The sequence below is a fragment of the Pseudoalteromonas shioyasakiensis genome, assembly GCA_013391845.1.
GTDB lineage: Bacteria > Pseudomonadota > Gammaproteobacteria > Enterobacterales > Alteromonadaceae > Pseudoalteromonas > Pseudoalteromonas apostichopi.
The window spans coordinates 3,313,857-3,337,118 of sequence record CP058414.1 but is presented as its reverse complement, the minus strand read 5'-3'; the positions used below and the strand labels follow the sequence as shown (position 1 = coordinate 3,337,118).

21 protein-coding genes are annotated in these 23,262 nt (G+C 41.3%); 12 read left to right on the top strand and 9 right to left on the bottom strand.

Features of this window, described 5'->3' with window-relative positions; genetic code table 11:
- Positions 1 to 84: 84 nt before the first annotated feature.
- The 4 genes from HYD28_15275 to HYD28_15260 all read right to left on the bottom strand — a co-directional run bounded on the left by HYD28_15275 (position 85) and on the right by HYD28_15260 (position 1,124).
- Positions 85 to 318, bottom strand: coding sequence for an EF-hand domain-containing protein (locus tag HYD28_15275; protein QLE10203.1), 234 nt, complete (start codon positions 316 to 318; stop codon positions 85 to 87).
- Between the two features lie 4 nt (positions 319 to 322).
- Complete coding sequence (locus HYD28_15270) at positions 323 to 556, bottom strand: EF-hand domain-containing protein (GenBank protein QLE10202.1); 234 nt, start codon at positions 554 to 556, stop codon at positions 323 to 325.
- Positions 557 to 659: 103 nt separating this feature from the next.
- Entirely contained in the window at positions 660 to 887 is a 228-nt protein-coding gene (locus tag HYD28_15265; GenBank protein QLE10201.1) for a hypothetical protein, read from the bottom strand.
- Positions 888 to 896: 9 nt separating this feature from the next.
- Positions 897 to 1,124 carry an EF-hand domain-containing protein gene (locus tag HYD28_15260; protein QLE10200.1) on the bottom strand — a complete coding sequence of 76 codons (228 nt, stop codon included), beginning with the start codon at positions 1,122 to 1,124 and terminating at the stop codon, positions 897 to 899.
- A 312-nt stretch (positions 1,125 to 1,436) separates the two neighbouring features.
- Here HYD28_15260 and HYD28_15255 point away from each other — a divergent pair, with 312 nt between their 5' ends.
- The 4 genes from HYD28_15255 to HYD28_15240 are packed head-to-tail and all read left to right on the top strand — an operon-like array spanning position 1,437 to position 5,278.
- A complete protein-coding gene (locus HYD28_15255) occupies positions 1,437 to 2,894 on the top strand; it encodes a HAMP domain-containing histidine kinase (protein ID QLE10199.1) in 1,458 nt (485 codons plus the stop codon).
- Position 2,895: 1 nt separating this feature from the next.
- Positions 2,896 to 3,423 (top strand): hypothetical protein, encoded by a 528-nt coding sequence (locus HYD28_15250; GenBank protein ID QLE10198.1) that lies wholly within the window; start codon positions 2,896 to 2,898, stop codon positions 3,421 to 3,423.
- A gap of 2 nt (positions 3,424 to 3,425) precedes the next feature.
- Complete coding sequence (locus HYD28_15245) at positions 3,426 to 4,769, top strand: sigma 54-interacting transcriptional regulator (protein ID QLE10197.1); 1,344 nt, start codon at positions 3,426 to 3,428, stop codon at positions 4,767 to 4,769.
- A gap of 8 nt (positions 4,770 to 4,777) precedes the next feature.
- Positions 4,778 to 5,278: a DUF1543 domain-containing protein gene (locus HYD28_15240; protein ID QLE10196.1), complete on the top strand. Its 501-nt coding sequence runs from the start codon at positions 4,778 to 4,780 to the stop codon at positions 5,276 to 5,278.
- A gap of 42 nt (positions 5,279 to 5,320) precedes the next feature.
- On the opposite strand, the gene HYD28_15235 is transcribed toward HYD28_15240, so the two are convergent.
- The 4 genes from HYD28_15235 to pdsR all read right to left on the bottom strand — a co-directional run bounded on the left by HYD28_15235 (position 5,321) and on the right by pdsR (position 8,678).
- Complete coding sequence (locus tag HYD28_15235; GenBank protein ID QLE10195.1) at positions 5,321 to 5,530, bottom strand: hypothetical protein; 210 nt, start codon at positions 5,528 to 5,530, stop codon at positions 5,321 to 5,323.
- 50 nt (positions 5,531 to 5,580) lie between these two features.
- Positions 5,581 to 5,751, bottom strand: a complete 171-nt coding sequence (locus tag HYD28_15230) for a hypothetical protein (GenBank protein QLE10194.1) — start codon at positions 5,749 to 5,751, stop codon at positions 5,581 to 5,583.
- Positions 5,752 to 5,862: 111 nt separating this feature from the next.
- Entirely contained in the window at positions 5,863 to 7,989 is a 2,127-nt protein-coding gene (pdsS, locus tag HYD28_15225; protein QLE10193.1) for a proteobacterial dedicated sortase system histidine kinase, read from the bottom strand.
- Positions 7,989 to 8,678: a proteobacterial dedicated sortase system response regulator gene (pdsR, locus tag HYD28_15220; GenBank protein QLE10192.1), complete on the bottom strand. Its 690-nt coding sequence runs from the start codon at positions 8,676 to 8,678 to the stop codon at positions 7,989 to 7,991. The genes pdsS and pdsR overlap by 1 nt, the downstream gene beginning before the upstream one ends.
- A 219-nt stretch (positions 8,679 to 8,897) precedes the next feature.
- Between pdsR and pdsO the strand changes: the two genes are divergently transcribed.
- Genes pdsO through HYD28_15205 form a run of 3 tightly spaced genes read left to right on the top strand, consistent with a single transcriptional unit; the run spans position 8,898 to position 12,219 of the window.
- Positions 8,898 to 9,635, top strand: a complete 738-nt coding sequence (gene pdsO, locus HYD28_15215; protein QLE10191.1) for a sortase-associated OmpA-like protein PdsO — start codon at positions 8,898 to 8,900, stop codon at positions 9,633 to 9,635.
- 26 nt (positions 9,636 to 9,661) lie between these two features.
- A complete protein-coding gene (locus HYD28_15210) occupies positions 9,662 to 11,647 on the top strand; it encodes a marine proteobacterial sortase target protein (protein QLE10190.1) in 1,986 nt (661 codons plus the stop codon).
- Positions 11,635 to 12,219, top strand: coding sequence for a class GN sortase (locus HYD28_15205; protein QLE10189.1), 585 nt, complete (start codon positions 11,635 to 11,637; stop codon positions 12,217 to 12,219). The genes HYD28_15210 and HYD28_15205 overlap by 13 nt, the downstream gene beginning before the upstream one ends.
- On the opposite strand, the gene HYD28_15200 is transcribed toward HYD28_15205, so the two are convergent.
- Positions 12,129 to 13,073, bottom strand: a complete 945-nt coding sequence (locus tag HYD28_15200) for a DMT family transporter (protein ID QLE10188.1) — start codon at positions 13,071 to 13,073, stop codon at positions 12,129 to 12,131. The two genes, HYD28_15205 and HYD28_15200, sit on opposite strands and share 91 nt — an antisense overlap.
- A gap of 125 nt (positions 13,074 to 13,198) precedes the next feature.
- On the opposite strand from HYD28_15200, the gene proB reads away from it, so the two are divergent.
- From proB to HYD28_15175, 5 genes are all read left to right on the top strand, one after another.
- Entirely contained in the window at positions 13,199 to 14,302 is a 1,104-nt protein-coding gene (gene proB / locus HYD28_15195) for a glutamate 5-kinase (protein QLE10187.1), read from the top strand.
- Positions 14,303 to 14,367: 65 nt separating this feature from the next.
- Positions 14,368 to 15,342: a GGDEF domain-containing protein gene (locus tag HYD28_15190; GenBank protein QLE10186.1), complete on the top strand. Its 975-nt coding sequence runs from the start codon at positions 14,368 to 14,370 to the stop codon at positions 15,340 to 15,342.
- Between the two features lie 66 nt (positions 15,343 to 15,408).
- Positions 15,409 to 15,768, top strand: coding sequence for a glutathione S-transferase N-terminal domain-containing protein (locus HYD28_15185; protein QLE10185.1), 360 nt, complete (start codon positions 15,409 to 15,411; stop codon positions 15,766 to 15,768).
- Positions 15,769 to 15,848: 80 nt separating this feature from the next.
- The gene (locus HYD28_15180) at positions 15,849 to 17,333 is read left to right on the top strand and encodes a glutamate--tRNA ligase (GenBank protein QLE10184.1); all 1,485 of its coding nucleotides are present in this window, start codon (positions 15,849 to 15,851) and stop codon (positions 17,331 to 17,333) included.
- 394 nt (positions 17,334 to 17,727) lie between these two features.
- Positions 17,728 to 23,049 (top strand): S8 family serine peptidase, encoded by a 5,322-nt coding sequence (locus HYD28_15175; protein QLE10183.1) that lies wholly within the window; start codon positions 17,728 to 17,730, stop codon positions 23,047 to 23,049.
- Positions 23,050 to 23,262 lie beyond the last annotated feature (213 nt).

The following is a 23,262-nucleotide window of genomic DNA, read 5'->3' as shown; positions in this document are numbered from 1 at the left end:
ATAGTTTTTATTGAATTATGAAAACATTATCAGAGTTGCAGTAAACTGCAACTCAGCAGCAATTAAATAATCAAATAGACATTTTTATTTACTTGCGTAGACCTTAAATTCACTCAGCGATAATTTATTATCTTTATCGCTGTCGTAATTTTTAAAACGTGACCATAGAGCAGGATCTCTTGCAGACTCTGAGCGAGTAAGGTAGCCATCGTCATTACGGTCAAGTTGTTTAAATTTTTCACCAATACTATCTGCAGCAAAACCCAATGTGCTAAATCCACAACATAAAATTAGGCTGGCAAAGGTTAATTTTGACATTACTTTAACTCTTGTTTGTTAAATAGTGTTTAAATTCTAGGAGCGAAATTTGTTGATCTTTATCTGTATCCCACTCTGCCATGCGTTTTTGCAAGTGTGGTTGGGATGACAGTTCTTGCAAAGACAAAAAGCCATTTTTGTCTTTATCTAGGTGATCAAATCTTTGTTTTACATCCAATGCTAAGCTATTGAAGCTTATTGTAATTAAGGTACATGAAGCAAGCCAGAAAATTCTCATAATTACACTCCTTTATAAATAAAAGTGCTTGCCATAATTTAACTCCCATAATTTAAATCCGTTTACACATTCCCTCTGGGATTATGGCAAGCACTTTAAGCCGTTAAGGTTTGAATTTTTCAAACTCTTGTTCAGACAAAACTTGATCGCCGTTTTCATCTAGGTCGGCAAATTGCTTAAGTAAGTTATCGTGCTTAGTCGCTTCAGCTAAAGAAATCTCACCGTCGGCGTTTGTATCAAATTTAGCAAATCGAACATCCATTTGTGATGCTAAAACGGTAGCGCTGATAACCAAAAACATGAGTGAAAATGCTGCTAAAAGTTGTTTCATTACAATCTCCTATTGAATAAACGACTGAAACTCAGAAAATGAAATTTGACCATCTTGGTTACTATCTATTTGAGTAAAGTTGCTATGTAATAATGCATCTTCAGATGCCTCTGCTTCACTCAAAAAGCCGTTACTGTCTTTATCTAGCTCGTTAAAAGTCGTTTGCAGATCGAATGCATAACAGTCTACCGTAACTAGGTTTATCAACACTGCGGCTGAAATGGCCGTAATCTTCATTTTGTGTCCTAAATGACTAATTTACTTTGTAGTTATCAAAATTGGTGCCAGTTTTTAAATGTGTTAATTATCAGTGGGTTATGCCTTTTGTGTGGTTTTTAATGCGAAATAGTTACAGAGTATTGTGTCTTTTTTGCAACGCTTTTTAGGCGACTAAGCTTTATTCACCTTGTTTCAATGAGTTAGCGTGTTGCTAAATAGCAACTATGTATCAGTTTTTGGGTAAAAGTCAGTACTTTTTAAGGTCGGATTCAGCGAGTGTCTAAGTTTATTCACTAATAATCAGCATCAGCAATTATGTTGAGAGTGAATATGCAAAATAAAGTAGCGATAAAAATGAAACAGTTAGTCAACTGGCGGCCTAGTCTCATTAGTCAGTTCGTTTGTAGTATTTTGCTGTCTTTACTGCCGTTATCTTTAGTGGTGATTTTGTTTTTAAATGCCCTTAATAAGCAGCTTGCGCTGACCCAAGAAATCGTCGGTGACAATTACGAACTTACCAAAGCATTCAATAACCTTAAACAAGACTTAAATAGTTTAGAAAGGGCGACTCGACAAAATTGGGTGCTTAAGAGTGAATCTCTCGATAGCCTGATTGCTAACAAGTGGCAATCTTCTTTGCAAAGTGTTGATGAGCTTATTTTTTTGAGCCCTACAGCTGATTATGTGTCGCAGTGGCGTCAGCTTGCTGAGGTATTACAATTTGCAGAGCAGCATTTGCTAGTTGAACAAAAGCAAGATGGTGAGCTGTTTGCTCCTGCTAGCAAGCTTATCAGTGAACAAACAAACTGGCTTAAAGAGCAAAATGAATTACGGATCACAAAAAACCAACAGCAATTAAAAGCATTACAAGCTTCATTTATTAATTGGTTAATAGCATTAATTCCACTCACGCTATTGGTAGGTGGTGGATTTCTATGGCGGATAAGCGGACGCCTACGAGAGCTTACCAATGTTATTGATAAATTAGGGCAAGGGCACTGGCAGCAAAAAATTCATGTTCGTGGTTCTTCAGAATTAGTTGAATTAGGCAATAAACTTGAATGGGTACAAGCACAGTTACATATGCTTGAGCAGCAAAAAGATACTTTTTTGCGTCATGTGACACATGAGTTGAAAACCCCCCTAGCTTCTATGGTTGAAGGCACAGATTTACTTGCAGATGAAATTGTTGGCCCAATCAATAGCGAGCAACAAGCAGTCCTTGAGCTAATAACACAAAGTATGGTGCGACTTAGAGTCATGATTGAAAGCTTATTGAGTTACAACGCTATCCGCACTAGTAAGCAAAGCCTGAGCGAGCTTAATTTTAACGTGATGATGAATAAAATTGAGCGTCATTTTGAGCACCGATTATCTGCGCGTGACTTATCCATTGTTTGGGTTAACGAGTTACCAAATAAAGCCTTGTTTATATCAATAGAACTACTTGAAATGGTGCTTATTCAGCTGACCTCAAATGCGTTAAAGTTTTCGCCAGAACATGAGTCAGTGATAATCAAGGCAAGCTTAAAGCAGGGGCAATTAATTTTGAATGTAAGCGACTTAGGCGAAGGCATTGATGATACTGAAAAAGCCGCTGTGTTCGGGGCTTTTTACCAAGGCAAGAATGCAAAACAACATACTGAAATGAGCAGCGGACTGGGTTTAACCATAGTCAAAGAAACCGTTGAGCAATTAAACGGTAAGCTCTCTATTACTGATAATGACCCTCAAGGGTGTGTATTTACAGCCATCTTACCAATTCAATTAACCCAAGGAGTTAACTGATATGGGCTTAGCTAATAAAGCCAGTTTTATGCTTGTTATAGGCACGTTTTTTATAACTGGGTGCACGCTCACGCAAAAGAATGTTGAGCCAGAACAAGTAGAGCCGAAAGCAGAGGTTAAACCTGATGGGCAACCTAACCCTAAACCTCGACCAAAAAGTGAGCCTTTGTATCCGTCCGCAAGTACCGTTATTGCATGGCATGCTGCCAAGTGTGGTGGCTTTAAAGCAAAATCTGACAAAGTAAATTATGTTGGTGAGAATGAACTAAAACGTCTTTTTGAGTCGATATGTTTATTCGCTGCTTCAGAACCTGAAAAGGCCCTTAACCTGCTTGATAAAAGCGACCGTGCTTATTATTGGCCAGATGATATTAAGCAGTATCTTTGGCTACAAAAGCAATATTTACAGCAAAGTTTAGCGGCAAAACAAGCAAAGCAAGCGCTGAGTGATGAAATGGAAAAAACCTTATCGTCGCTTGCGACTATCGAACAACAACTTCTGCTACGTGAAGAAACCAAGGAGCAGTAACCATGAATGAAGTAACAAAACCACGAGTTTTATTAGTTGATGACGATGCTAGTTTATTAAAGTTATTGGCGATTAGAATTGAGTCTAAAGGCTACTTGGTAAGTACTGTTGAAAGTGGCATTGAGGCATTACAAGCGCTAAAAAGCCAAACCTATGATGCGGTGATCACTGACTTAAGAATGGATGAAATGGACGGCATGGCCCTGCATCGCCAGCTGCAAAGTCGTTATCCTTCGATGCCGGTGATTATGATGACAGCGCATGGTTCGATTCCTGATGCAGTTGAAGCAACTAAACAAGGTATATTTGCGTTTATTACCAAGCCGGTTGATAAAGATGAGCTGTTCGACAGCCTTGCTAAAGCTATCGAGATCCATGGTGTACATGGTGATGAAACACCGACACAAACAAATATTGTCACCCGCAGCGGCGCGATGTTGCATTTACTTGAGCAAGTTAAATTGCTTGGCCCAACGCAAGTGAATGTGTTGATTTCCGGTGCCAGCGGAACAGGTAAAGAGCTGCTAGCACAAGCGATACATCAACATAGCCATGTTAGTGAAGGGCCATTTGTTGCTATTAACTGCGGCGCTGTGCCGGGGGAGCTTTTAGAATCTGAATTGTTTGGTCATAAAAAAGGCGCGTTTACAGGCGCGGTAAAAGACCACCAAGGTTTGTTTCAACAAGCCCAAGGTGGTACCCTTTTTCTAGACGAAATAGGTGATATGCCGCTAAATTTACAAGTAAAGCTGCTAAGGGTTTTACAAGAGAAAACCATTCGCCCTGTGGGCTTTCAAGAAGAAATCCCAATTGATGTGAGGGTGGTGTCAGCGACTCACAAGAACCTCCCTGAGGCAATCAGCAACCAGCAATTCCGTGAAGATTTATATTACCGATTAAATGTGGTGAACTTAAAACTCCCCCCGCTTTGTGAGCGCAGAGAAGATATTAGTTTGCTAGCACAGCATTTTGCAGGTTTAATTGCTAACCGTATGGGACAAGAGCAAAAGCAATTTGCTAATGATGCGATGCATGCCTTGGTTCGCTATGACTGGCCGGGTAATATTCGTCAATTACAGAATGTGATAGAGCAGGTAGTAGCCCTAACACCCGGTAAAGTGATTGCAGCTCAGCTCGTAGAAAGTGCATTAAACAGCAATGCTAGTATTGCTGAGCCGCTTTCTTTAAATGATGCAAAAAAAGAATTTGAGCGAGATTATTTAATTAATACGCTGAAAATGTCAGCGGGTAATGTTGCCGAAGCCGCTAAGCTTGCGAAACGTAATCGCTCAGATTTTTATAAATTAATTAAAAAGCACAATATTAATGTTGAAAGCTTAATATAAGGAAAAACATGGCACTTTTTTTAGTCTATTTGGGCGGTCGTATTCAAGGATGCCACATTGAAATGCACGATGTTAGATTTGTCGTAGGCGATAACATTGAACAAACCTATTCAAAGCTTAAAGCACAGTGGGTGGGTGATAAAAGCAAAGTACATATGGATAGCTACATGCAAATTCAGCATATCGATGGCTATCAGGTTGAAGTAGTTGATACTCAACATAGCCAAGCTGAAAAACTGTATTTTGTGAATTTAGGTGCCTATCGAGCAGATAGCCTTGCTGAGCAACATGATTTTGCCTTGTACGTTGCGCGTAGCAGTGAAGAAGCAAAGCAACGCGCTAAAGAGTCTTTATTGGCTGGAATGACTCATCTTCATAAAGATGATTTACACGATGTGGACGATTGTTTTGCGATTGATTTGCTTGATAGCAACTTATCAATCAAATTAACGCCAAGTGGGCAGGCACAAGCCATGAAGCCCGACTGGTTTGGTTATCATGTATTGTGATATCTATGCTCAATAATACTTAATTAAGCGAGTTGGTATTAACTATTCTTGGTTATCGTTTTTGCTGGCAACTTTAAAGGCGATAATTACTAATCCAAACAAGGCAAATGGCAGTGCAGCAAGTAAATACTCAACGGTATGACTGTCTTGATAGTTAGGCTGAAGTAGGAAGTGCCCTGCAACACAAAGCAGAATAGCCACGAATAAAACAGGCAGTAAAATCAGTTCTTTTTTAGGTGAGTGTTTTTTCATTACAGAATGCCATCTTTAGAAAGTGCGCCATTGTAATGATCTCGGCTTACTCAGGTCAAATAAGTTGCTTTGTAGTTCGCTTTATATTGCGCTGTATCAACTTTTTTTGTGTCAGTTTTTACTGGCTGCTTTTTTGGAGCCGCTTGTTTATCTGTTACTTCATTATGGTTAAATAGCCCCATAATGAATTCAATCTCTTCACGTTGTAATCCAGATCGCATGATGCTCTCCAAAAATATTTGCCTTTTGTAATACAAATATTACGTTCTGTAATCTGAATTATTGGTGAATATAACGTCTCTAAACTGTAATCATATGTAACGCAAATGTGCTTATTTAATAGGCAGCTTCACAGTAAACACAACACCTGTGCCATCATCTAAATTTTCTGCCAATACCTTACCGTGATGGTAATCGCAAATAAGCCTTACAATATATAGACCTAAACCCAAGTGGGGCTGCTGCTGATGTTGTTGGCTCCTCACAGATACCATTGAGTCAAAAATGTGTTCAACTAAACCATCGGGTAACAAAGGCCCTTGGTTGCTAATCGTTAATAGCGCATGTTGATCTTGCTTGGTTAAGCTAACTGAAATTGTGCTTTGTGGGGTTTTAAATTCAAGTGCATTGTTGATAAGTTTATCGAGTAATTGGGCAATAAACTCTGGTGCGCCACTGACATTTAATGGTTCTTTATCAAGCGACAGAGTAAATAGGCTTTCACCATAGGTTATTTGATAGCCTTGCATACATCCAGTGATCACCTTGGTGAGATCAAACTCTTCTGTTTCGGCGTTTTGAATGCTTTGTTCTAGACGCGTCGCTTCACTCATGGTGGTAATAATTTTACCTAATCGCTCAACCCCTTCACTGGCACGGTCTAAGTATTTTTGGCTGAGCTCAGATTGTGGCTGCATTTGTAAATTTTCAAGTGATGAACGAACAACAGCCACAGGTGTACGCAGCTCATGGGATAGCCGTGATGACATATTTTCTAAATAATCAGTATAACCACTTAAGCGACTAACAATATTGGCAAAGCTGCGAGAAAGGTCGCCAATTTCATCATTAGAGTCGGCATAGGTTATGTTGCCAGTGATCCGCCCTTGGGCATCAATGGCTTGTTCAGCATTATCACGTAAGCGGCGGATACGGCTGGAAATTCTTGAAGCAAAAAAGAACAGGGTCACAGTGCCAACAAGCATCACCGCTAAAATGACATTAAATAGCTTTTCTAGTGACTTGTTACGTAATGTACGCACGCCGTTGGTAGTTTCTTCTGCGATTACTGCACCAATTACTTTATCTTGGATCCAAATAGGGTAGGCCGCCGATAAAATAACGGCTTTGTTATCTGGGGTTAAGCGCCATGATGATGCGGGTTTTCCTTTTAAGGCACTCGCAATATGTGTGCCTTGCATCGCTGCTACGTCATGTAAGGTATCAATGAATTCATTCTCTGGGCGCGTCAGAATCTTATAGTACAGAGGGTGTAAGTAATCTTGCTCAAAACGTTGCCACCAGGTTGTTGCGGGCTCCTCTTTTAGGCCGTCTGCCCAAACACCATCGGCATGGTGAATTGAGCCTGATTGTGCAAGTACACGATGATGGTTATCGACCACCCAAATTCGACTGCCACTGTGGCCCATGCCTTTCAAAATACGGTTAATTTCTGGCGAAGGCACTAAAACAGAGCCGATATCATTGGGGTTTTGTAGGTTTGAGGTCGACATAAGCTGAGGCTCAACCTTGTCTTCATCCCAATCTTCAATCGCAAAACCAAGCTTATTACCTAGCATCGCAAGCGGAAAACGCAGCTCTATATTGTAACCCGTGTCGGTGCTTTTGAAATAGCCTTGAATTTTCGTGACAGGCTCTTGTGTTGTAGCATCAAAGGCATTAACCCAACCATCTTGGCGGGCGGCCACCACATAACTATTAAATTTACCTTCAGGTGTTTTTAACATGATCTGTAAGTGATCATTACGGGTAAAACTAAGCACATTTTTAGCACGATACACCAGTGAACTATCTGTGACTTTAAAAGCCGCATAAAGGAAGTTTTCGTATTTGCCTACCATGTGATCAAAACTTAGATCACTATCTTGATGATCGTTACTTAACCCCTGTAAGTAGCGCTTGTCATAATGCCAAAATAAACTTTGATAAGGTTGCCACTCCGACAATTTACCATCAAGTTGAATCGGGTTATTTAGGTTATAGGCATATAAATCTCGACCTTTTACAACTTGATCTAAAAAATTGGTTTGCGAGTCAAATAAAGCGGGCCGCTCATGTAATGCCGTTGCTAGCGCGCGGGTTGTACCAACTAAGGTTTTTTCTTGGCCTTGTCTTAAGAACTTTTCCATTTCCCAAACATATTCATAGCCAAGCCAAGGCAATAAAAACAAAAAGCAGGATAAGAAAATAAACTTTGTTCTAAGCCCAAAACGCAGCATTAAGCTTGCTCCCAGCGGTAACCCATACCGTACACTGTATCAATGCAGTCAAACGCATCATCTAAGGCAATAAACTTTTTACGAATGCGTTTTACGTGCGAAGTAATGGTGCTGTCATCAACATAAATTTTCGCATCACTCATTAATTCGTTACGGCTTTTTACATGGCCTGGGCGCTGTGCAAGTGAATGCACCATCCAAAATTCTGTCACAGTTAAATCAACCAGTTGCTCTTGCCAAAAAACCTGCATGCGCTGGGTATCTAACTTTAATGGACCGCGATGCAAAAGAGCGGTTTGATCAGCTGGTTGGTCGAAGGCATCAAGGCGCCTAAACAATGCGCCAATGCGAGCAGCAAGATGTGCCATACTGATGTCTTTGGTTAAGTAATCGTCAGCTCCCATACGCAGGCCGCATACGGTATCAATTTCGCTATCACGGGCGGTTAAAAATATAATCGGTAAGGTTTTAGATAGACTGCGTAATGTTTGGCAAAGTAAAAAACCACCATCCACTTCATGGCCAAGGCCAATATCAACAATGGCTAAATCTGGTAAAGATTGACTAAATGCCAGTTCAGCACTGGCTCTGTCAGCAAAGCCTACAACTTGATAGCCCTGAGCACTGAGCATTTCTGTGTAGTTTTCGCGGATTGCTGTTTCATCTTCAACGATTGCTATTTTCTTCATTGTTAATACTTACTTAAATTCTTTCTATAGCGAACTATACCTAATTTTTTGCCTTGCGTACTGGCAAAAACGCGATTGCCATTTTTCTGCCACAATTGCTCAGCAGTTTGCCTTTTTTGATCCCTTTTATTGCCATTTCGACTTGTTTCAATAGCTCCATACCAAGTTCGCAACACCAACCAATGTTGCCAAGCAATTAAGTAGAAAAAGGATTAAACCATGAAAAAATTAATTATTGCCGCTGTCATCACATCAGCTCTAACTGCAACCCCTTTTGCAGAAGCTGCGAGTAAAACAAAACAAGAGACACCGAAAGAAACGGCCATTGGCCTAGGTGCTGGTGCAGTTGTAGGTGGCATAGTAGGAGGCCCAGTTGGCGCATTTATTGGCGCGTTTGCTGGTGGCTTAATTGGCGAAAAAGAAGCGGCAGAAAACACCATTGATGAGCAAGCCCACGCATTAGTTTTAATGAAAGAGCAAACCGCAGATTACCAACAAGTGATTGCTGATAATGAAGCCCTTAGTGAGCAACTTGAATTATTAGCTGATGAAAAAGAGCAGTTACTACAAGCCCAATTAAACACCTTACTGGCTATGACGGTACAGTTTAAAACCGGCTCTAGCGAAATAGCTCCGCACTTTGCTAATCAACTCGACAAAGTCGCGCAGTTACTCATAGCCCAGCCAAATCTTGCTATCGATTTAAGTGGTTTTGCTGATCAGCGCGGTGATGAGCTAGCTAATTTAATGCTCTCGAAACAGCGTGTAAATGCAGTGCAAAGTTATTTGATTAAGCAAGGCGTGCCTCATACCCGTTTAACCGCAACCGCCTTTGGTGAGCAGCAAAGTGTCGCTGATTCAAATAACTACGAAGACAACGTGTTTGATCGCCGCGTAACCTTAACGACACGCCCTGTGGCACAAAGTCGTTTACGCACAGCGCAAAGTAACCACTAATTCATCTGTCGATGGAGTGACATAATATGTTGAGTAACCGTACCAAAAGGCTTCTTTTTGGGAGCCTTTTTATCCTCTTATTAGGCTATGCCGTTAATCCAGCATTTGCTGAAAATGCCAGTGCCGAACTGCGTTTTTATGATGACTCAAATAGCCAAGTGTCGTCGGGTTTATTAGTGAAAAACGATGTCACTATGACGCTCACCGGGCTTATTAATCATGTTGTTGTTAAACAGCGTTATCAAAACCCGCACCCATTTTCGGTAAATGCCCGGTATGTGTTTCCGTTGCCTGATGAAAGTGCTGTTCATGCCATGCAAATGCAAATTGGTGAGCGTATTATCACAGGCAATATTGCCCTTAAGCAGCAGGCTGAACAGCAATTTGAGCAAGCTCAAAAGCAGGGTAAACGTGCCGCTTTAGTGCGTCAGCAACGTGCTAATATTTTCTCTACCGATGTGGCAAACCTTGGAGCTGGTGAAGAAATTGAAATCACCTTGCAATATCAGGAGATCATCGGTTTTCGTGATGGTGTATTTTCATTGCGTTTTCCTACAACGATTACACCGCGTTACGAACCTTTGACGGCAGAGCTTCAGCAAACAGTTAATACAGAGAAAAAGTTTGAGCCAACAACTGACACAGAGCAAGTGGCATCAGCTTGGTTAAAACCTGTTTTTTACCGTGCGAAAAGCCAAGAGTCTGATGCGAGCTTAAACCTTGTTATCTCGATGGATATTGGCCTTGAACTGAGTGATATCAGCGCTAATTTAGCGGGCATGCAAATCGATAATCCAAGCTTTGGTCAGTACCAATTATCACTTAATCGTGATGTTCCAATGGATAGAGACTTTGAGCTCGAATTTAAACCCCTTGATAAAGCCCATTCACAAGCTGCATTTTTTACCGAAACAGTAGCAGGGCAAGAATATGGCTTACTGATGTTAGTGCCGCCAAGCGATCACTTTACCTCGCAGGCACGCCTTTCGCGTGAAATGGTGTTTGTTATTGATACCTCTGGCTCAATGCATGGTCAATCTATGGAACAGGCCAAACAAGCCCTGTTCTATGCCTTATCGTTATTAGATGAAAATGACAGTTTTAACATTATAGGTTTTGATGACGAAGTGTCGGTATTAAGTGATACACCTATGATTGCCAATGATTTTAACATCCGCCGCGCAGAGCGCTTTATTTATGGTTTACAAGCAGATGGTGGCACCGAAATAGCAAAAGCACTGACTCAGGTACTTGATGGTAAACAGCATGATGGTTTTGTACGCCAAGTGGTGTTTTTAACAGATGGCAGTGTTGGTAATGAAACGCAGCTATTTAAGCAAATTCAAACGGGTTTAGGTGACAGTAGGCTATTTACTGTCGGTATCGGCAGCGCACCTAATAGCTTTTTTATGACTAGGGCTGCCGATATTGGCCGTGGTACTTTCACTTTTATTAGTAGTACCAGTCAAGTACAGCCAAAAATGCAACTGCTTTTTAATAAGCTGGCACACCCCGCTGTTACAAAGCTTGCTCTTGAAGGCGATAAAGGTGCACTTGAATATTGGCCGTCGCCGTTACCGGACCTGTATTTTTCTGAGCCTGTTTTGGTTGCAGTAAAGCTTGATGGCAGTCAGCACTTAACGTTAAAGGGGCAAACAAATTCAGGGCCAATGACTATTAATTTAGCAACGAATAATGCCGCAAGCGGTGAAGGTATAGCAAGGCTTTGGGCAAGACAAAAAATTAAGTCTCTGCTGCTATATAACGAAAAACAGGCGGTACGCGCAGAAGTCGAAACATTGGCACTTCAGCATCATTTACTCAGCCCTTTTACAGCTTTTATTGCGGTTGATAACTATGCGGGTAATGAGATTGCAGAGCGTTCAATGCAAGTACGAAACAAACTACCGAACGGCATGACACTTCCGCAAACCGACGGACAAAGCCGGGTGTTTATGCTACTGGGGTTGATGTTGATTGCATCCTCGTGGTTATGGCAATGGCGACGCTAAAAAAAGCGCTGCCAGTTTGCTGCGCATTACTAGGTATCGCATTGTTTGCTAATGGGGGATATATGCAGGCGAAGGCTTGGCTTGCTCAGGTGTTAATTGAGTCGGCTTGGCAGCAAGCTTTGCTGAGTCCTTATGAGCAAGTAAGGCCATGGTTTTACGCCGATGGTTATGTCACCGCACACATAAATTGGCCAAGTCAGCAGCAAGAATTGACAGTACTTGCTGGTGCATCGGGGCGAAACCTCGCGTTTGCCCCCGGGCACTTTTTGCCAAGCGGTGAACTTGGCAGCTCAAAAGGGGTGTTAATAGCTGGCCATAACGACACCCACTTTGCATTTTTAAAAAATGTTATAGTGGGTGAGCAGTTCAGTGTGCAATTGCAAAATGGCCAGATTGAACACTATCAAGTTCGCAGCATAGATATTATTCATCAAAGCGAACAGGACTTTTTAGCTCAATCAGGCCTTTATTTATTAACCTGTTACCCTTTTGACTCGTTAGCTTCTGGAACTGAGTTTAGGCTACTGGTGTCGGCTGATAAATTATCGTCTACGTCAACTTTGAGTTCTTGATGGCGCTGACTAACAATAACACCGGCGAATACTACCGCAATACTCACCCATTGCCATACGGTTAGTACTTCGCCTAGTAGAATGGCTGACAAAATTAACGCAAAAATTGGAATCAGGTTTGAGTAAGCGGCAGCGGTTAACACCGACACCTTACTGATGGCGTAATTGTACATGCCATAGCCACCTAAAGTGACACAAGAACCTAAATATAAAATGCTCAGTAGGGCACTTAAATCGTGCTGATTTTCGCTTGGTAATTCGATAAAAAATAAAAAAGGCGCAAAGAACAAGCTACCACTAAACCCTTGAATTGCTATTAAGGTCAGCGGTGAGTAACGCGCTACTAAGTGTTTTACACTCACGGTATAAAATGCGGCGCATACCATCGCCATCAGCTCTAAAAAGTTACCAAGCAGTGGATTAGGGGCTTGTTCAGTACTTGGTGATAATAGCGTTAATAAAATACTGCCACCAATACACAAGGTAAAACCAACGACGATGGCTTTACTGATGTACTCTTTTAATATTAAGAACGCCAAAATAGCGACAATAATTGGCAAGCAAGAGACAATTACCCCTGCTTGCGATGCAGAAGTGTATTCTAGTGCATGGCCCTCAAATAAATAATAAAAGCAAGGCTCAGCTAGTGACATACCAATTAAGTACTTCCAGTCACCTTTTTTAAACTCAAAACGGATTATGTAGCGCCATAAACATAAGCTAATCAATAACGTGGTTAGCATTCTTAAAAAAATGACTAACACAGGATCATAAATATTGATTGCGTGCTTTAAAGCAATGTAGGAGCTGCCCCATAAAAAGGTCGCGATAATTAAGCATAAACTGGCTGGCATAGGTGTCGCTATTGAGTAAAAAAACGAGAACGCGATCCTAGCATGAATTTATTTAACTTGTTCAAAAACTGTTAGCTGGTATATATATACCCAAACTACCTCAATATGCAGAATATAAGAATCAAATGCAAAGACCACACGTCGTTGTTGTAAAGCTGGGCACAAGTGTGCTGACAGGCGGTACCGACAAATTAGATAAAGCGCACATGGTTGAACTTGTTCGCCAATGTTGCGAATTAAAAAAACAGGGTTATCAGGTTGTTTTAGTATCAAGCGGCGCGGTTGCTGCAGGTCGTGAGCAACTAATTACCCCCTGTGGTCGTTCTTTGATTGAAAAACAAATGCTTGCTGCTATCGGCCAAGGCCAGCTTATTCATATATGGCAAAGTCTGTTCGCTTTGTATGGGGTGAATGTTGGGCAAATGTTACTTACACGTGCAGATGTAGAAGACCGTGAACGTTACTTAAATGCCCGCGATACCTTAAATGCGCTACTTGCACATAATGTGGTGCCAATTATTAACGAGAACGACGCCGTGGCAACCGCCGAGATTAAAGTGGGCGATAACGATAACTTATCTGCTTTAGTCGCGATATTAGCGAATGCAGAAAAGCTGTTACTGTTAACTGACCAAGAAGGCTTATTTACAGGCGATCCTCGCTCTGATGCCAATGCAACGCTCATTAATGAAGTAGAGCACATTAACGATGAGTTAAGAGAGCTTGCTGGTGGCAGTGGTACAGCTTTGGGGACGGGCGGTATGGCAACTAAACTTCAAGCTGCCGATATTGCACGTCGCGCTGGTGTAGAAGTAATTATCGCCAAAGGCGCGGGTAAAAATGTGATTCTAAATTGCATGGCCGATGAGCTCCCAGGCACACGCTTTTTAAAACTAAAGGCACCAAAAGATGGCCGTAAAAAATGGCTACTTGCAGGGCCAAAAAGTACGGGCCAGTTGGTAATAGACGATGGAGCGATCGTTGCGCTTAAAGAGCGTGGCGCAAGTTTGTTAGCGAAAGGAGTCAAAACTGTACGTGGCTGTTTTGAGCGCGGTGATTTTATTGACGTCGTGTCGAGTCAGGGGCAATACATTGCTAAAGGACTTGTAAACTTTGACCATCAAGAAATTGATCAAATTAAAGGTTGTCATTCATCGCAAATTACTGAGCTGCTTACATTTGCATCAAGCAGTGAAGTAATTCACCGAGATGATATGATTTTGTTATAGTTTTTTAGTAAATCTGATAAAGTTAACTAAACTAAAGTGAGAAACAGCTTTTGAGGCTTTAATAGATGGCAGCTAACCCTTGCGGACATGACTGGGTTGTAGATATTACGCAGCAAGAAGATGAATTAGGGTTGGATCGGGCACTAATTAATGCCGTGACTGAGTTAGAAGGATTCTCTCGCTTTGCTATCTATATTAATAAGTTCTTTAAACCAGGCCTTCCAGCACGACTTTTAAATAGAGATTCTGTTATCGAAGAGCTCAGCGAACATGAAGTCAATGAGCTCATCGAAAAAGTCAGCCGTAATAAAATTCGTATTAGCCGTAACTATGGGTATGTTTCTACCTATGTGCCTATTTATTTCATGGGTAACGTTATTGGTGTGTTAGTAATTGAGTCAGAGAAAGAGCTTTCAGAGCGTGTAAGTATGTTAGCTATTTACATGCTTAATATATATGCCAATCAGGTATCTTTGCTTTATAAATCTCAATTAGATCCTTTAACTGAACTGCTTAACAGACAGACCTTTGATAAAAAAGTAATTGAAATAGCTTCAGAAGCCTCATTGCATACCAAGGAGCTTGACTCTAAGTATCGTCATTGGTATCTGGCTATAGTCGATATTGATCACTTTAAACGTGTGAATGATAATTATGGCCACGTTATTGGTGATGAAGTTATCTTGTTAGTGGCACAACTATTAAAAAATAACTTTCGCATTGAAGATTACGTTTTTCGTTATGGCGGTGAAGAATTTGCCGTGTTATTTCAAGCAAGTGACGAGTTAGATGCACGAAATGCTCTTAACCGTTTTCGAGGTTGTGTTGCAGAATACCCATTTCCTCAGGTTGGTAATTTAACTGTGAGTAGTGGTTTTATGCCGGTTTACGAGTTTGAAATGGTTGCAAGCCTTGTACAAAAAGCCGATCAAGCCCTATACCATTCTAAAAATAGTGGACGAAATTGCGTTACTGCTTATTCCGAATTAGATATCCAACAAAGCCAACCTCTAGATGATGATTCAATAGAGTTGTTTTAAGGTGTTGCAGCGCGCCTTGCTGTGTTAAAATTGCCCACTATTTTTAGAACCCTATGAGAAGGTGAGATGAAGTTCGTTCGTTGGTTATTAGGCCGCATCATTTTGTTTTTTGATTTTGTATTCACACCACGTAGTAAAAAGCGTCCGGCAGCTGAGCAAGCGGCGCTTGATTCAGTAACATCACAATTTAAGCTATATCAATTTAAGGCCTGCCCATTTTGCGTGAAAGTACGTCGTGCTATTAAACGCCAAGGTCTATCAGTTGAAACCCGTGATGCAAAAGGTAACGAGCAGTTTCGCCAAGAGCTTTTAGAGCAGGGCGGAAAAGTTAAAGTACCATGTTTACGTATTGAAGAAAACGGCCAAGTAACTTGGTTGTATGAATCAAACGATATCATTGCTTATTTAGATAAAGTCGCTGCATAAGGCGGCTTTTCACTTCGATTATAGTCCGTGCTGTGCTAGCATTTGGGCAAATTTTTAATTGTCTTTTGAGAGATATTACCATGACAATTCGCACCCGTGTTGCTCCGTCACCAACTGGCGACCCGCACCTAGGTACTGCATACATCGCATTATTTAATTACTGTTTTGCTAAGCAGCAAGGCGGTGAGTTTGTGCTACGTATTGAAGATACAGACCAAGTTCGTAGTACACCAGAATCAGAGCAAGCTATTATGGATAGCTTAAAATGGTTAGGCTTGAACTGGGATCACGGTCCAGATGTAGGCGGTGAGTTTGGTCCATACCGTCAATCTGAGCGTAGCGATTTATATAAGAAATTTGCGCATCAGCTAGTTGAGCAAGGTAAAGCATTTTACTGTTTTGCAACGAGCGAAGAACTTGACCAAATGCGTGAAGAGCAAATGGCAGAAGGCCTACGCCCAAAATACGACGGTCGTGGTTTAAATCTTTCTGAAGATGAAATTAAAGCGAATCTTGAAGCTGGTAAACCTTACGTAATACGTATGAAGATCCCAAGTGAGGGTACGTTTAAGTTTAACGATTATCTGCGTGGCGAGATTGAGATCCCATGGGAAAATGTAGACATGCAAGTGCTACTTAAAGCTGATGGTTTCCCAACTTACTTCCTTGCAAACGTTGTTGATGATCACCACATGCAAATTAGCCATATTTTCCGTGGTGAAGAATGGATCAACTCAGCGCCTAAGCTATTAAAATTATATGAAGATTTTGGTTGGGAAGCGCCTGTATTAGGTCACTTACCGTTACTTCGTAACCCAGATAAATCAAAGTTATCTAAGCGTAAAAACCCAACTTCAATCAATTACTACAAAGAAATGGGTTACCTACCAGAGGCACTATTAAACTATTTAGGCCGTATGGGTTGGTCAATGCCAGACGAGCGTGAAAAGTTCACGTTAGCAGAGATGATTGAACACTTTGATATGAAACGAGTGTCGCTTGGTGGTCCTATCTTTGATATTGATAAGTTAAGCTGGTTAAACGGTATGTGGATCCGTGAAAACTTATCTGATGCAGAATTAATGCAACGTTTTGTTGATTGGAAATTTAATTCAGAGCTATTCGCGAAAGTATTGCCAGAAGCAAAAACGCGTATTAATACGCTTTCTGACATGGTTGATCTTGCCGGTCACTTTGTGGGGGGGATTCCAAGCTATGATCCTGCGCTATTAACGGCAGGTAAAGCCGATGAAGATGTAATCCGTCAAGCATTGCAGTTCTTCATCTGGCAATTAGAAGGTTTACGCAGTTGGGAAAAACCAGCGATTTTTGCTATCGCAAAAGAAGTGGCGACTTTCCATGAATTGAAGATCAAAGACTTTCTTGAGCCAATCTTTGTGGCTATCACAGGTAAGACTTCATCAACATCAGTACTTGATGCAATGGAAATTTTAGGCTCAGATCTTTCGCGTGCTCGTTTACGTGTTGCATTAGCACACCTTGGTGTGTCTAAAAAGCAGGCGAAAAAAATTGAGCGTGCATATCGCGATTATCCACAAGCTTAATTGTGATATTAGTTGCAAAAACCGAGCTTATGCTCGGTTTTTTGTTTTAGAAATTAAGCTAATTCACACTTTTAACAACATGCTTAATTAAGAGGTCTATTTTAATGCAAGAACCCCTTGTCAGTAACAAGGAAGTAGTTGTTGGTTACTCAACCCTCCTTCGTTTTTTATAAAACTATTCGCGTGCAGCTTTCCTATAACATTCAATAGGAATGGGGATTTTAAAAAGATTTGCCCTTTTCAAAGTAATTTCCATGTTAACAATGCGTACAAAGCGCTACACGAATTTGCAACAGTTTTAAAACACCCTGTGGTTATATTGTAATTGTAAGCCGGAGATGGATATTCATGGTGCTTCAATAATTATTCAAATTAACTATCCAGGGGATACTTTATGCAAGTGAAAACACTCTCGATTGCTGTTGCCGCAGCTCTCTATAGTGCTAGCGCTGCTCACGCAGTAGGTGTTGATAACAATCTAGTCAAACACCAATTAAAAGCACCTAACATTACATTTGAAGAAGTAAAAGCGTTTAGCAAAGAGCTTAGTCAAGGTAACTCTTCAAGCATGTTGCAAAATGATGGTCTTAATGTTCAGCTAAACAGCAAAGCTAATAAATTTAAAGAAGAAGGCATTGATGGCGAACATATTTACATCATTCGTTTACGTGATAATGCTGTTGCCCTAGAAGCACGCGATTTAACCTCGCCATTATCACAATCACTTCAAGCACAAGGCGTTTCAAAAGTATTCGAAAAAGGTCAAGCGGCAGTCTCTGCCGTAACTGATTATCAAAATAAATTGCTTTCAAAACAACGCACTGTAATGCAAAGCGTCACAGCTGTGACTGGTCGTACAGAGATGCGTCGTCAATTCACTAAAGCATTAAATGGTTTCTCTGTAAAAATGACAGAGCAAGAAGCAATGCGCGTTTCCAAACTTGGTGCGGTTGTTTCTGTGATGCGATCTAAGAACTATGACTTGCTTTCAGATGAAGGTCTTAAGCACATTGGTGCAGATCAAGTTTGGAATGGTTCAAGCGTTCCAAGTGGCATCAAGGGCAAAGGTAAAGGTCAAATCGTTGGTATCATCGATACCGGTATTAACTCAGATCACCCATCATTTGCGGCCGTTGGCGGTGATGGTTACGAACATGAAAACCCGTTTGGTGCGGGCGTTTATGTAGGTGACTGTGTTGAAGAACCTGAAGAAATTCAATGTAATAATAAATTAATCGGTGTGCGTTCTTATGATGTGATCACTGATTCGTTTGATGCCATGATCCCTGGTTGGCCGGCAATTGGTGAAGATTATCAAGGTCACGGTTCGCATGTTGCATCAACTGCTGCTGGTAACGTGGTTAAGAATGTACCATTTATGCTTCCAAGCTACGGTGAAAATACCGATGGTAATATTTTAAAAGAAGACCTTTTCCCTGAAATCTCAGGTGTGGCACCGCACGCAAATATTATTGCTTATCAAGTATGTTACCCATCAAGTGATGAATACGTTGGCTGTCCCGGCGAAGCACTTGTTGCAGGTATTGAAGATGCAATATCGGATGGTGTTGATGTAATCAACTTCTCAATCGGCGGTGCTGACTCAAATGTTTGGGCAGATCCAGTGCAACTAGCATTCTTAGCAGCACGAGAAGCGGGTATCAACGTTGCAGCTGCGGCTGGTAACAGTGGTCAAGCTTGCGGTTCATCAGAATGTTTTGGTTACCTTGATAACTCATCACCTTGGCTTGCACAAGTTGCTGCAACAACTCATGGTCGTACTGTCGCTGTTGAAACTGCGGTAGAGTTTGCAGGCTTTGCGGACGAAACTTTGGGTTCAGAAGTACCAAGCTGGTCAGAAATGGGGCTTGTTGGGGGGTCAATCAACAGTGAAGAAATTACTGGTGTGGTTGTTTGGGCTAAAGATTACGAAGACGTAAATGGCTATAAAGATTACAACGGTTACTGTACTGCAGATTACCCAGAAAATACTTTTAACTTCTACAAAGATGGTACTGAAATCGCAGGTGCGGCCGATGGTAGCACGAATGTTATTGTTATCTGTCAGCGCCATGATGCCAATGACCCAGAAGCTAACGCGCGAACCGCAAAAGTAGATCATGTTAAAGCAGGCGGTGCAGATGGTTTCATCCTGTTTAACCGTGACCGTGATCAAGGTACTGTTCCTCAAAGCTATTCATTACCAGGTGTTCACTTTACATATGAGCAATGGAATGGAGTATACCCAGAAGATGGTTTAGAAGACTGGGTAGATAGTAATTCAGAGAAAGGCCACATGGTTACTATTAAACCAACCGTAATTGAGCGTCGTGTTGATGCTGAAGATGCGGATTGGCTAGCTACTTTCTCATCACGTGGTCCGTCATACTCAAACGTTGAAGTTTTAGCGCCGACTCTAGCTGCACCAGGTGTAGATATTTACGCAGCTTACTCTGATGAGCATCCGTTCGTGACGCCGCATGGTCAAGATTATGCGGCAATCAGCGGCACGTCGATGGCATCACCACATGTTGCCGGTTCAATGGCATTACTTCGTCAGGTTCACCCTGATTGGACTGCTGCTGAAGTACAATCAGCATTATCAATGACAGCTGAGAATGTTGTTAAATATCACCGTTTAAACGACCAAAATGATGTGGTTGCAGATGCGAAAACTTATCGCTCTGGTGCTGGTCGAATTAATGTAGCATTAGCAGCAAAGGCTGGCTTTGTTATGGATGAAACTGCTGATAACTTTTTAGCAGCAGATCCATACAATGGTGGTACGCCGCATAAATTAAACTTACCAAACCTTGTTAACTTCTCATGTGCGCCAGAGTGTCAGTGGGTTCGTACCATTAAGGCAACTGAAGATGGCACGTGGACTGTAAGTCATGAAGATGTTGAAAACTGGGCGTTTGATGTTAATTCACAATCAGCTCAAAACGGTGTGAACATTGATATCTTCCCGAAAACCTTCACGCTGAAAAAAGGTGAAACACAAACAATCATTGTTAAAGCATCAATCATGGATACCCAAGATTGGTTCAGTAACTCTGAAGTTGAGCTTCATACAAACCTTGTTTTCCAAGCCGAAGAAGCGGATATCCCAGATGCGCATTGGCCTGTGGCGTTCAAATATGACCGTGGTATCTTACCATCATCATTAGAGACGACAGCTCACTCTAATGAGGGAACATATGTTGCTAAGGGCATTGTATTGCCAAATGTAGAAGCGCCAGTAGCACGTGCATATCAGCCAGTAAAAGCAGATATCACAACGGTGACTTTACCAAAAGATGATGAACGTACCTTCCCTTGGACGATGAACCGCACAGGTGATGTGGATACAGCTGATATTTTAGATGAAGCAACATTTACTAAGTTTGTGACAGTACCAGCTAACTCAAAACGTTTTATTGCAGAAACTGTTGCTGTTGAATCTGAACTAGAAGGCACCTTGAATGTATTAAACCCTATTATTTATGTAGGTAAAGACTACAATGGTGATGGGATTGTTCAGCCACAAGATGAAATTTTGTGTGCATCTAACCACAAGATTTATAAAAACTTCTGTAATATTAATAACCCAGAAGAAGGCGAGTATTGGGTTGTTGCTTATAGTCCGAATAAAGCGTCAGTGGGTGCAGTTGAAGAAACCTTTGAACTTGCAACAGCGGTTGTCTCAGACCAAGTTGCTTCAGGTATGACTGCCAGCCTTCCAGGAAGTGATGGCCAAAATACTGTTGAAATGACTGTTGACTGGGATATGGACCTTGATGCTGACAGTGTGTACTACTCACTTCTTGATGTAGGCACGTCGGCAGTAAACCATGGCAACCTAGGTTCTATTCCATTTAAACTTAATCGTGGTAATGACGTTGCTCATCTTGATGCGCCATATACAGGTGCAAAAGTAGGCGATATGGTACCTTACACGTTTGAAGTGTTAGCGAATAACTCAGGTGTAGACCGTGAGTTCTCATTGGAACTTGATATCCCTGCAGGTCTTGATATCAAAGCAGAAAACGTAATGGTTTCAACAGCATCTGAAATCAATGTTGAAATTGCTGACGGCAAAGTAATTGTAACTGGCACACAAGCGGATACTCGCGATTTTGAGCCTGACTATATCGTAACCGATAACATCACTGATGAAATGTGCCGTACGCCTGATTTTGGTAACTCAAACCCAGGTGGCTATGTTGACTTGGCAGAGTTCGGTATTATGCCTATGCTATCTGGTTTTGATGAGGATAACCTGTACAACTCTCGCATGGGTTATTCACTCCCAATTGCTAGTTTTTATAATGGCGCATACGACACATTCAGCCTTTATAATAATGCTGAAAATACTAATATCCAAAACTCGATAATTCAAATTCGTGGTATGGGTACAGTAAACACCAATGGCAGCCGTTACTTCTACCCTGTGCATAATCCGTTCCCTTATAACTCATTCCCATATGAGAACATGGGTCCATTATGGCGTGGTTGGGAATTTAGTGACCACGGTTTATTACGCTCTGTAATGTCGGTTGGCTTATCGTCTGACGAAGGTATTTCACTTGCAAGCACAACAACAGGTTGGGGTATCGTTGAGTGGGATAACGCATCAGACTACGACAACCCTGTTTATGATCGCTCTACGGGTAAATACACTTATACAAAACGTGATAACTCATTTGACTTCCAAGTGTTATTCAATGCTAATACTCGTTTTGGTAAAGGTGAACATGAAATTTACTACGCATACGATAATTTAGATTTTGGCAGCACTCGTCCTGCAGGTAGTATCGGCTTACAAGGTTTCCGTGGTGCGCAGTATGAGTATGGTCCACTTGAAAATTACCGTGGTATCCAAATTGCTTATAACAACCTAGATGAAGTAATTAGCGATGATTATGTTGTTTGTATGGATTACATAGGTCCAGAATCATCACAGTTTGAAGTGACTGCATGGGCTGAAGTTATGCCTTCGGCAGCAGGTCAAACACTTGAAGTTGGTGCGAAAGCTGCTATCTCAGGTCTTAATGACATGATTTCAACAGCGACACTGGCAATTCCGGGTAATATCACTGTTGTTGCACTTGATGACATGGTAACTACTGAGGAAACACCAATTAGCTTTGAAGTTCATCACATTGATGAGAAGAACTCGAAGAATGAAATCTCAGTAATTTCTGATGATGTTACCTATGAAGTTGATGGCGATACAGTAACGATTACACCAAACGAGAACTTCTCTGGTGAAACAGAAGTAACTGTAATGGTGTCTGATATCGAATATCCATCAGATGCTGCAAGTACAACCTTCATGTTAACGGTTGAAGCTGTTAATGACGCACCAGTTGTAGTTGTTGAAGCAAGTGCTCAGCAAGTTACTGAGGGCAGCGTTATTACTTTAGATGCATCTGCATCACATGATTTAGACAACGATGAGTTAACTTTCTCATGGGTAGGCCCAGGTGCAATAGCAAGCCCAGCATCAGCAATCACTGAAGTATCAGGTTTAACGGCTGGTGAGCATCAGTTTACTGTAACGGTAAGTGATGGTATTGAAGCGATGGAGCTTGGTGTAACTGTGACGGTAACCGCACAAGAAACAACTGTGGTTCCTGAAGAAAAAGCGAAATCATCAAGTGGCTCACTTGCTTGGTTAACTATGTTATTAGCAGGTTTTGCAGGTGTTCGTCGCCGTGTAAAACGAAACTAATAAATCCCTAAGTATGTTATGTGACAAAGGGCCCTAGGGCCCTTTTTTGCGTCTAGTAAAACCTAATGGGCATTTATTAATAACCAAAAAGAATATCTAAAATTGAAAACCTATGTAGCAAAATGTACAGGCAGTTTTATATTTTTTTCAGTGTGTTAATTTAAAGATAAGGTATAAAAGGGATGCCTTGTGCACTTTGTATGGTAAAAAAAT

What these genes read in the sequence shown, in the direction of transcription:
- pdsR (QLE10192.1), bottom strand. Translation starts at nt 8,678, where the DNA reads ATGAAGAAAATAGCAATCGTTGAAGATGAAACAGCAATCCGCGAAAAC.
- HYD28_15230 (QLE10194.1), bottom strand. Translation starts at nt 5,751, where the DNA reads ATGCGATCTGGATTACAACGTGAAGAGATTGAATTCATTATGGGGCTA.
- HYD28_15175 (QLE10183.1), top strand. Translation starts at nt 17,728, where the DNA reads ATGCAAGTGAAAACACTCTCGATTGCTGTTGCCGCAGCTCTCTATAGT.
- HYD28_15210 (QLE10190.1), top strand. Translation starts at nt 9,662, where the DNA reads ATGTTGAGTAACCGTACCAAAAGGCTTCTTTTTGGGAGCCTTTTTATC.
- HYD28_15265 (QLE10201.1), bottom strand. Translation starts at nt 887, where the DNA reads ATGAAACAACTTTTAGCAGCATTTTCACTCATGTTTTTGGTTATCAGC.
- HYD28_15260 (QLE10200.1), bottom strand. Translation starts at nt 1,124, where the DNA reads ATGAAGATTACGGCCATTTCAGCCGCAGTGTTGATAAACCTAGTTACG.
- HYD28_15275 (QLE10203.1), bottom strand. Translation starts at nt 318, where the DNA reads ATGTCAAAATTAACCTTTGCCAGCCTAATTTTATGTTGTGGATTTAGC.
- HYD28_15200 (QLE10188.1), bottom strand. Translation starts at nt 13,073, where the DNA reads ATGCCAGCCAGTTTATGCTTAATTATCGCGACCTTTTTATGGGGCAGC.
- HYD28_15270 (QLE10202.1), bottom strand. Translation starts at nt 556, where the DNA reads ATGAGAATTTTCTGGCTTGCTTCATGTACCTTAATTACAATAAGCTTC.
- HYD28_15240 (QLE10196.1), top strand. Translation starts at nt 4,778, where the DNA reads ATGGCACTTTTTTTAGTCTATTTGGGCGGTCGTATTCAAGGATGCCAC.
- HYD28_15190 (QLE10186.1), top strand. Translation starts at nt 14,368, where the DNA reads ATGGCAGCTAACCCTTGCGGACATGACTGGGTTGTAGATATTACGCAG.
- HYD28_15235 (QLE10195.1), bottom strand. Translation starts at nt 5,530, where the DNA reads ATGAAAAAACACTCACCTAAAAAAGAACTGATTTTACTGCCTGTTTTA.
- HYD28_15245 (QLE10197.1), top strand. Translation starts at nt 3,426, where the DNA reads ATGAATGAAGTAACAAAACCACGAGTTTTATTAGTTGATGACGATGCT.
- HYD28_15205 (QLE10189.1), top strand. Translation starts at nt 11,635, where the DNA reads ATGGCGACGCTAAAAAAAGCGCTGCCAGTTTGCTGCGCATTACTAGGT.
- proB (QLE10187.1), top strand. Translation starts at nt 13,199, where the DNA reads ATGCAAAGACCACACGTCGTTGTTGTAAAGCTGGGCACAAGTGTGCTG.
- pdsO (QLE10191.1), top strand. Translation starts at nt 8,898, where the DNA reads ATGAAAAAATTAATTATTGCCGCTGTCATCACATCAGCTCTAACTGCA.
- pdsS (QLE10193.1), bottom strand. Translation starts at nt 7,989, where the DNA reads ATGCTGCGTTTTGGGCTTAGAACAAAGTTTATTTTCTTATCCTGCTTT.
- HYD28_15180 (QLE10184.1), top strand. Translation starts at nt 15,849, where the DNA reads ATGACAATTCGCACCCGTGTTGCTCCGTCACCAACTGGCGACCCGCAC.
- HYD28_15185 (QLE10185.1), top strand. Translation starts at nt 15,409, where the DNA reads ATGAAGTTCGTTCGTTGGTTATTAGGCCGCATCATTTTGTTTTTTGAT.
- HYD28_15255 (QLE10199.1), top strand. Translation starts at nt 1,437, where the DNA reads ATGCAAAATAAAGTAGCGATAAAAATGAAACAGTTAGTCAACTGGCGG.
- HYD28_15250 (QLE10198.1), top strand. Translation starts at nt 2,896, where the DNA reads ATGGGCTTAGCTAATAAAGCCAGTTTTATGCTTGTTATAGGCACGTTT.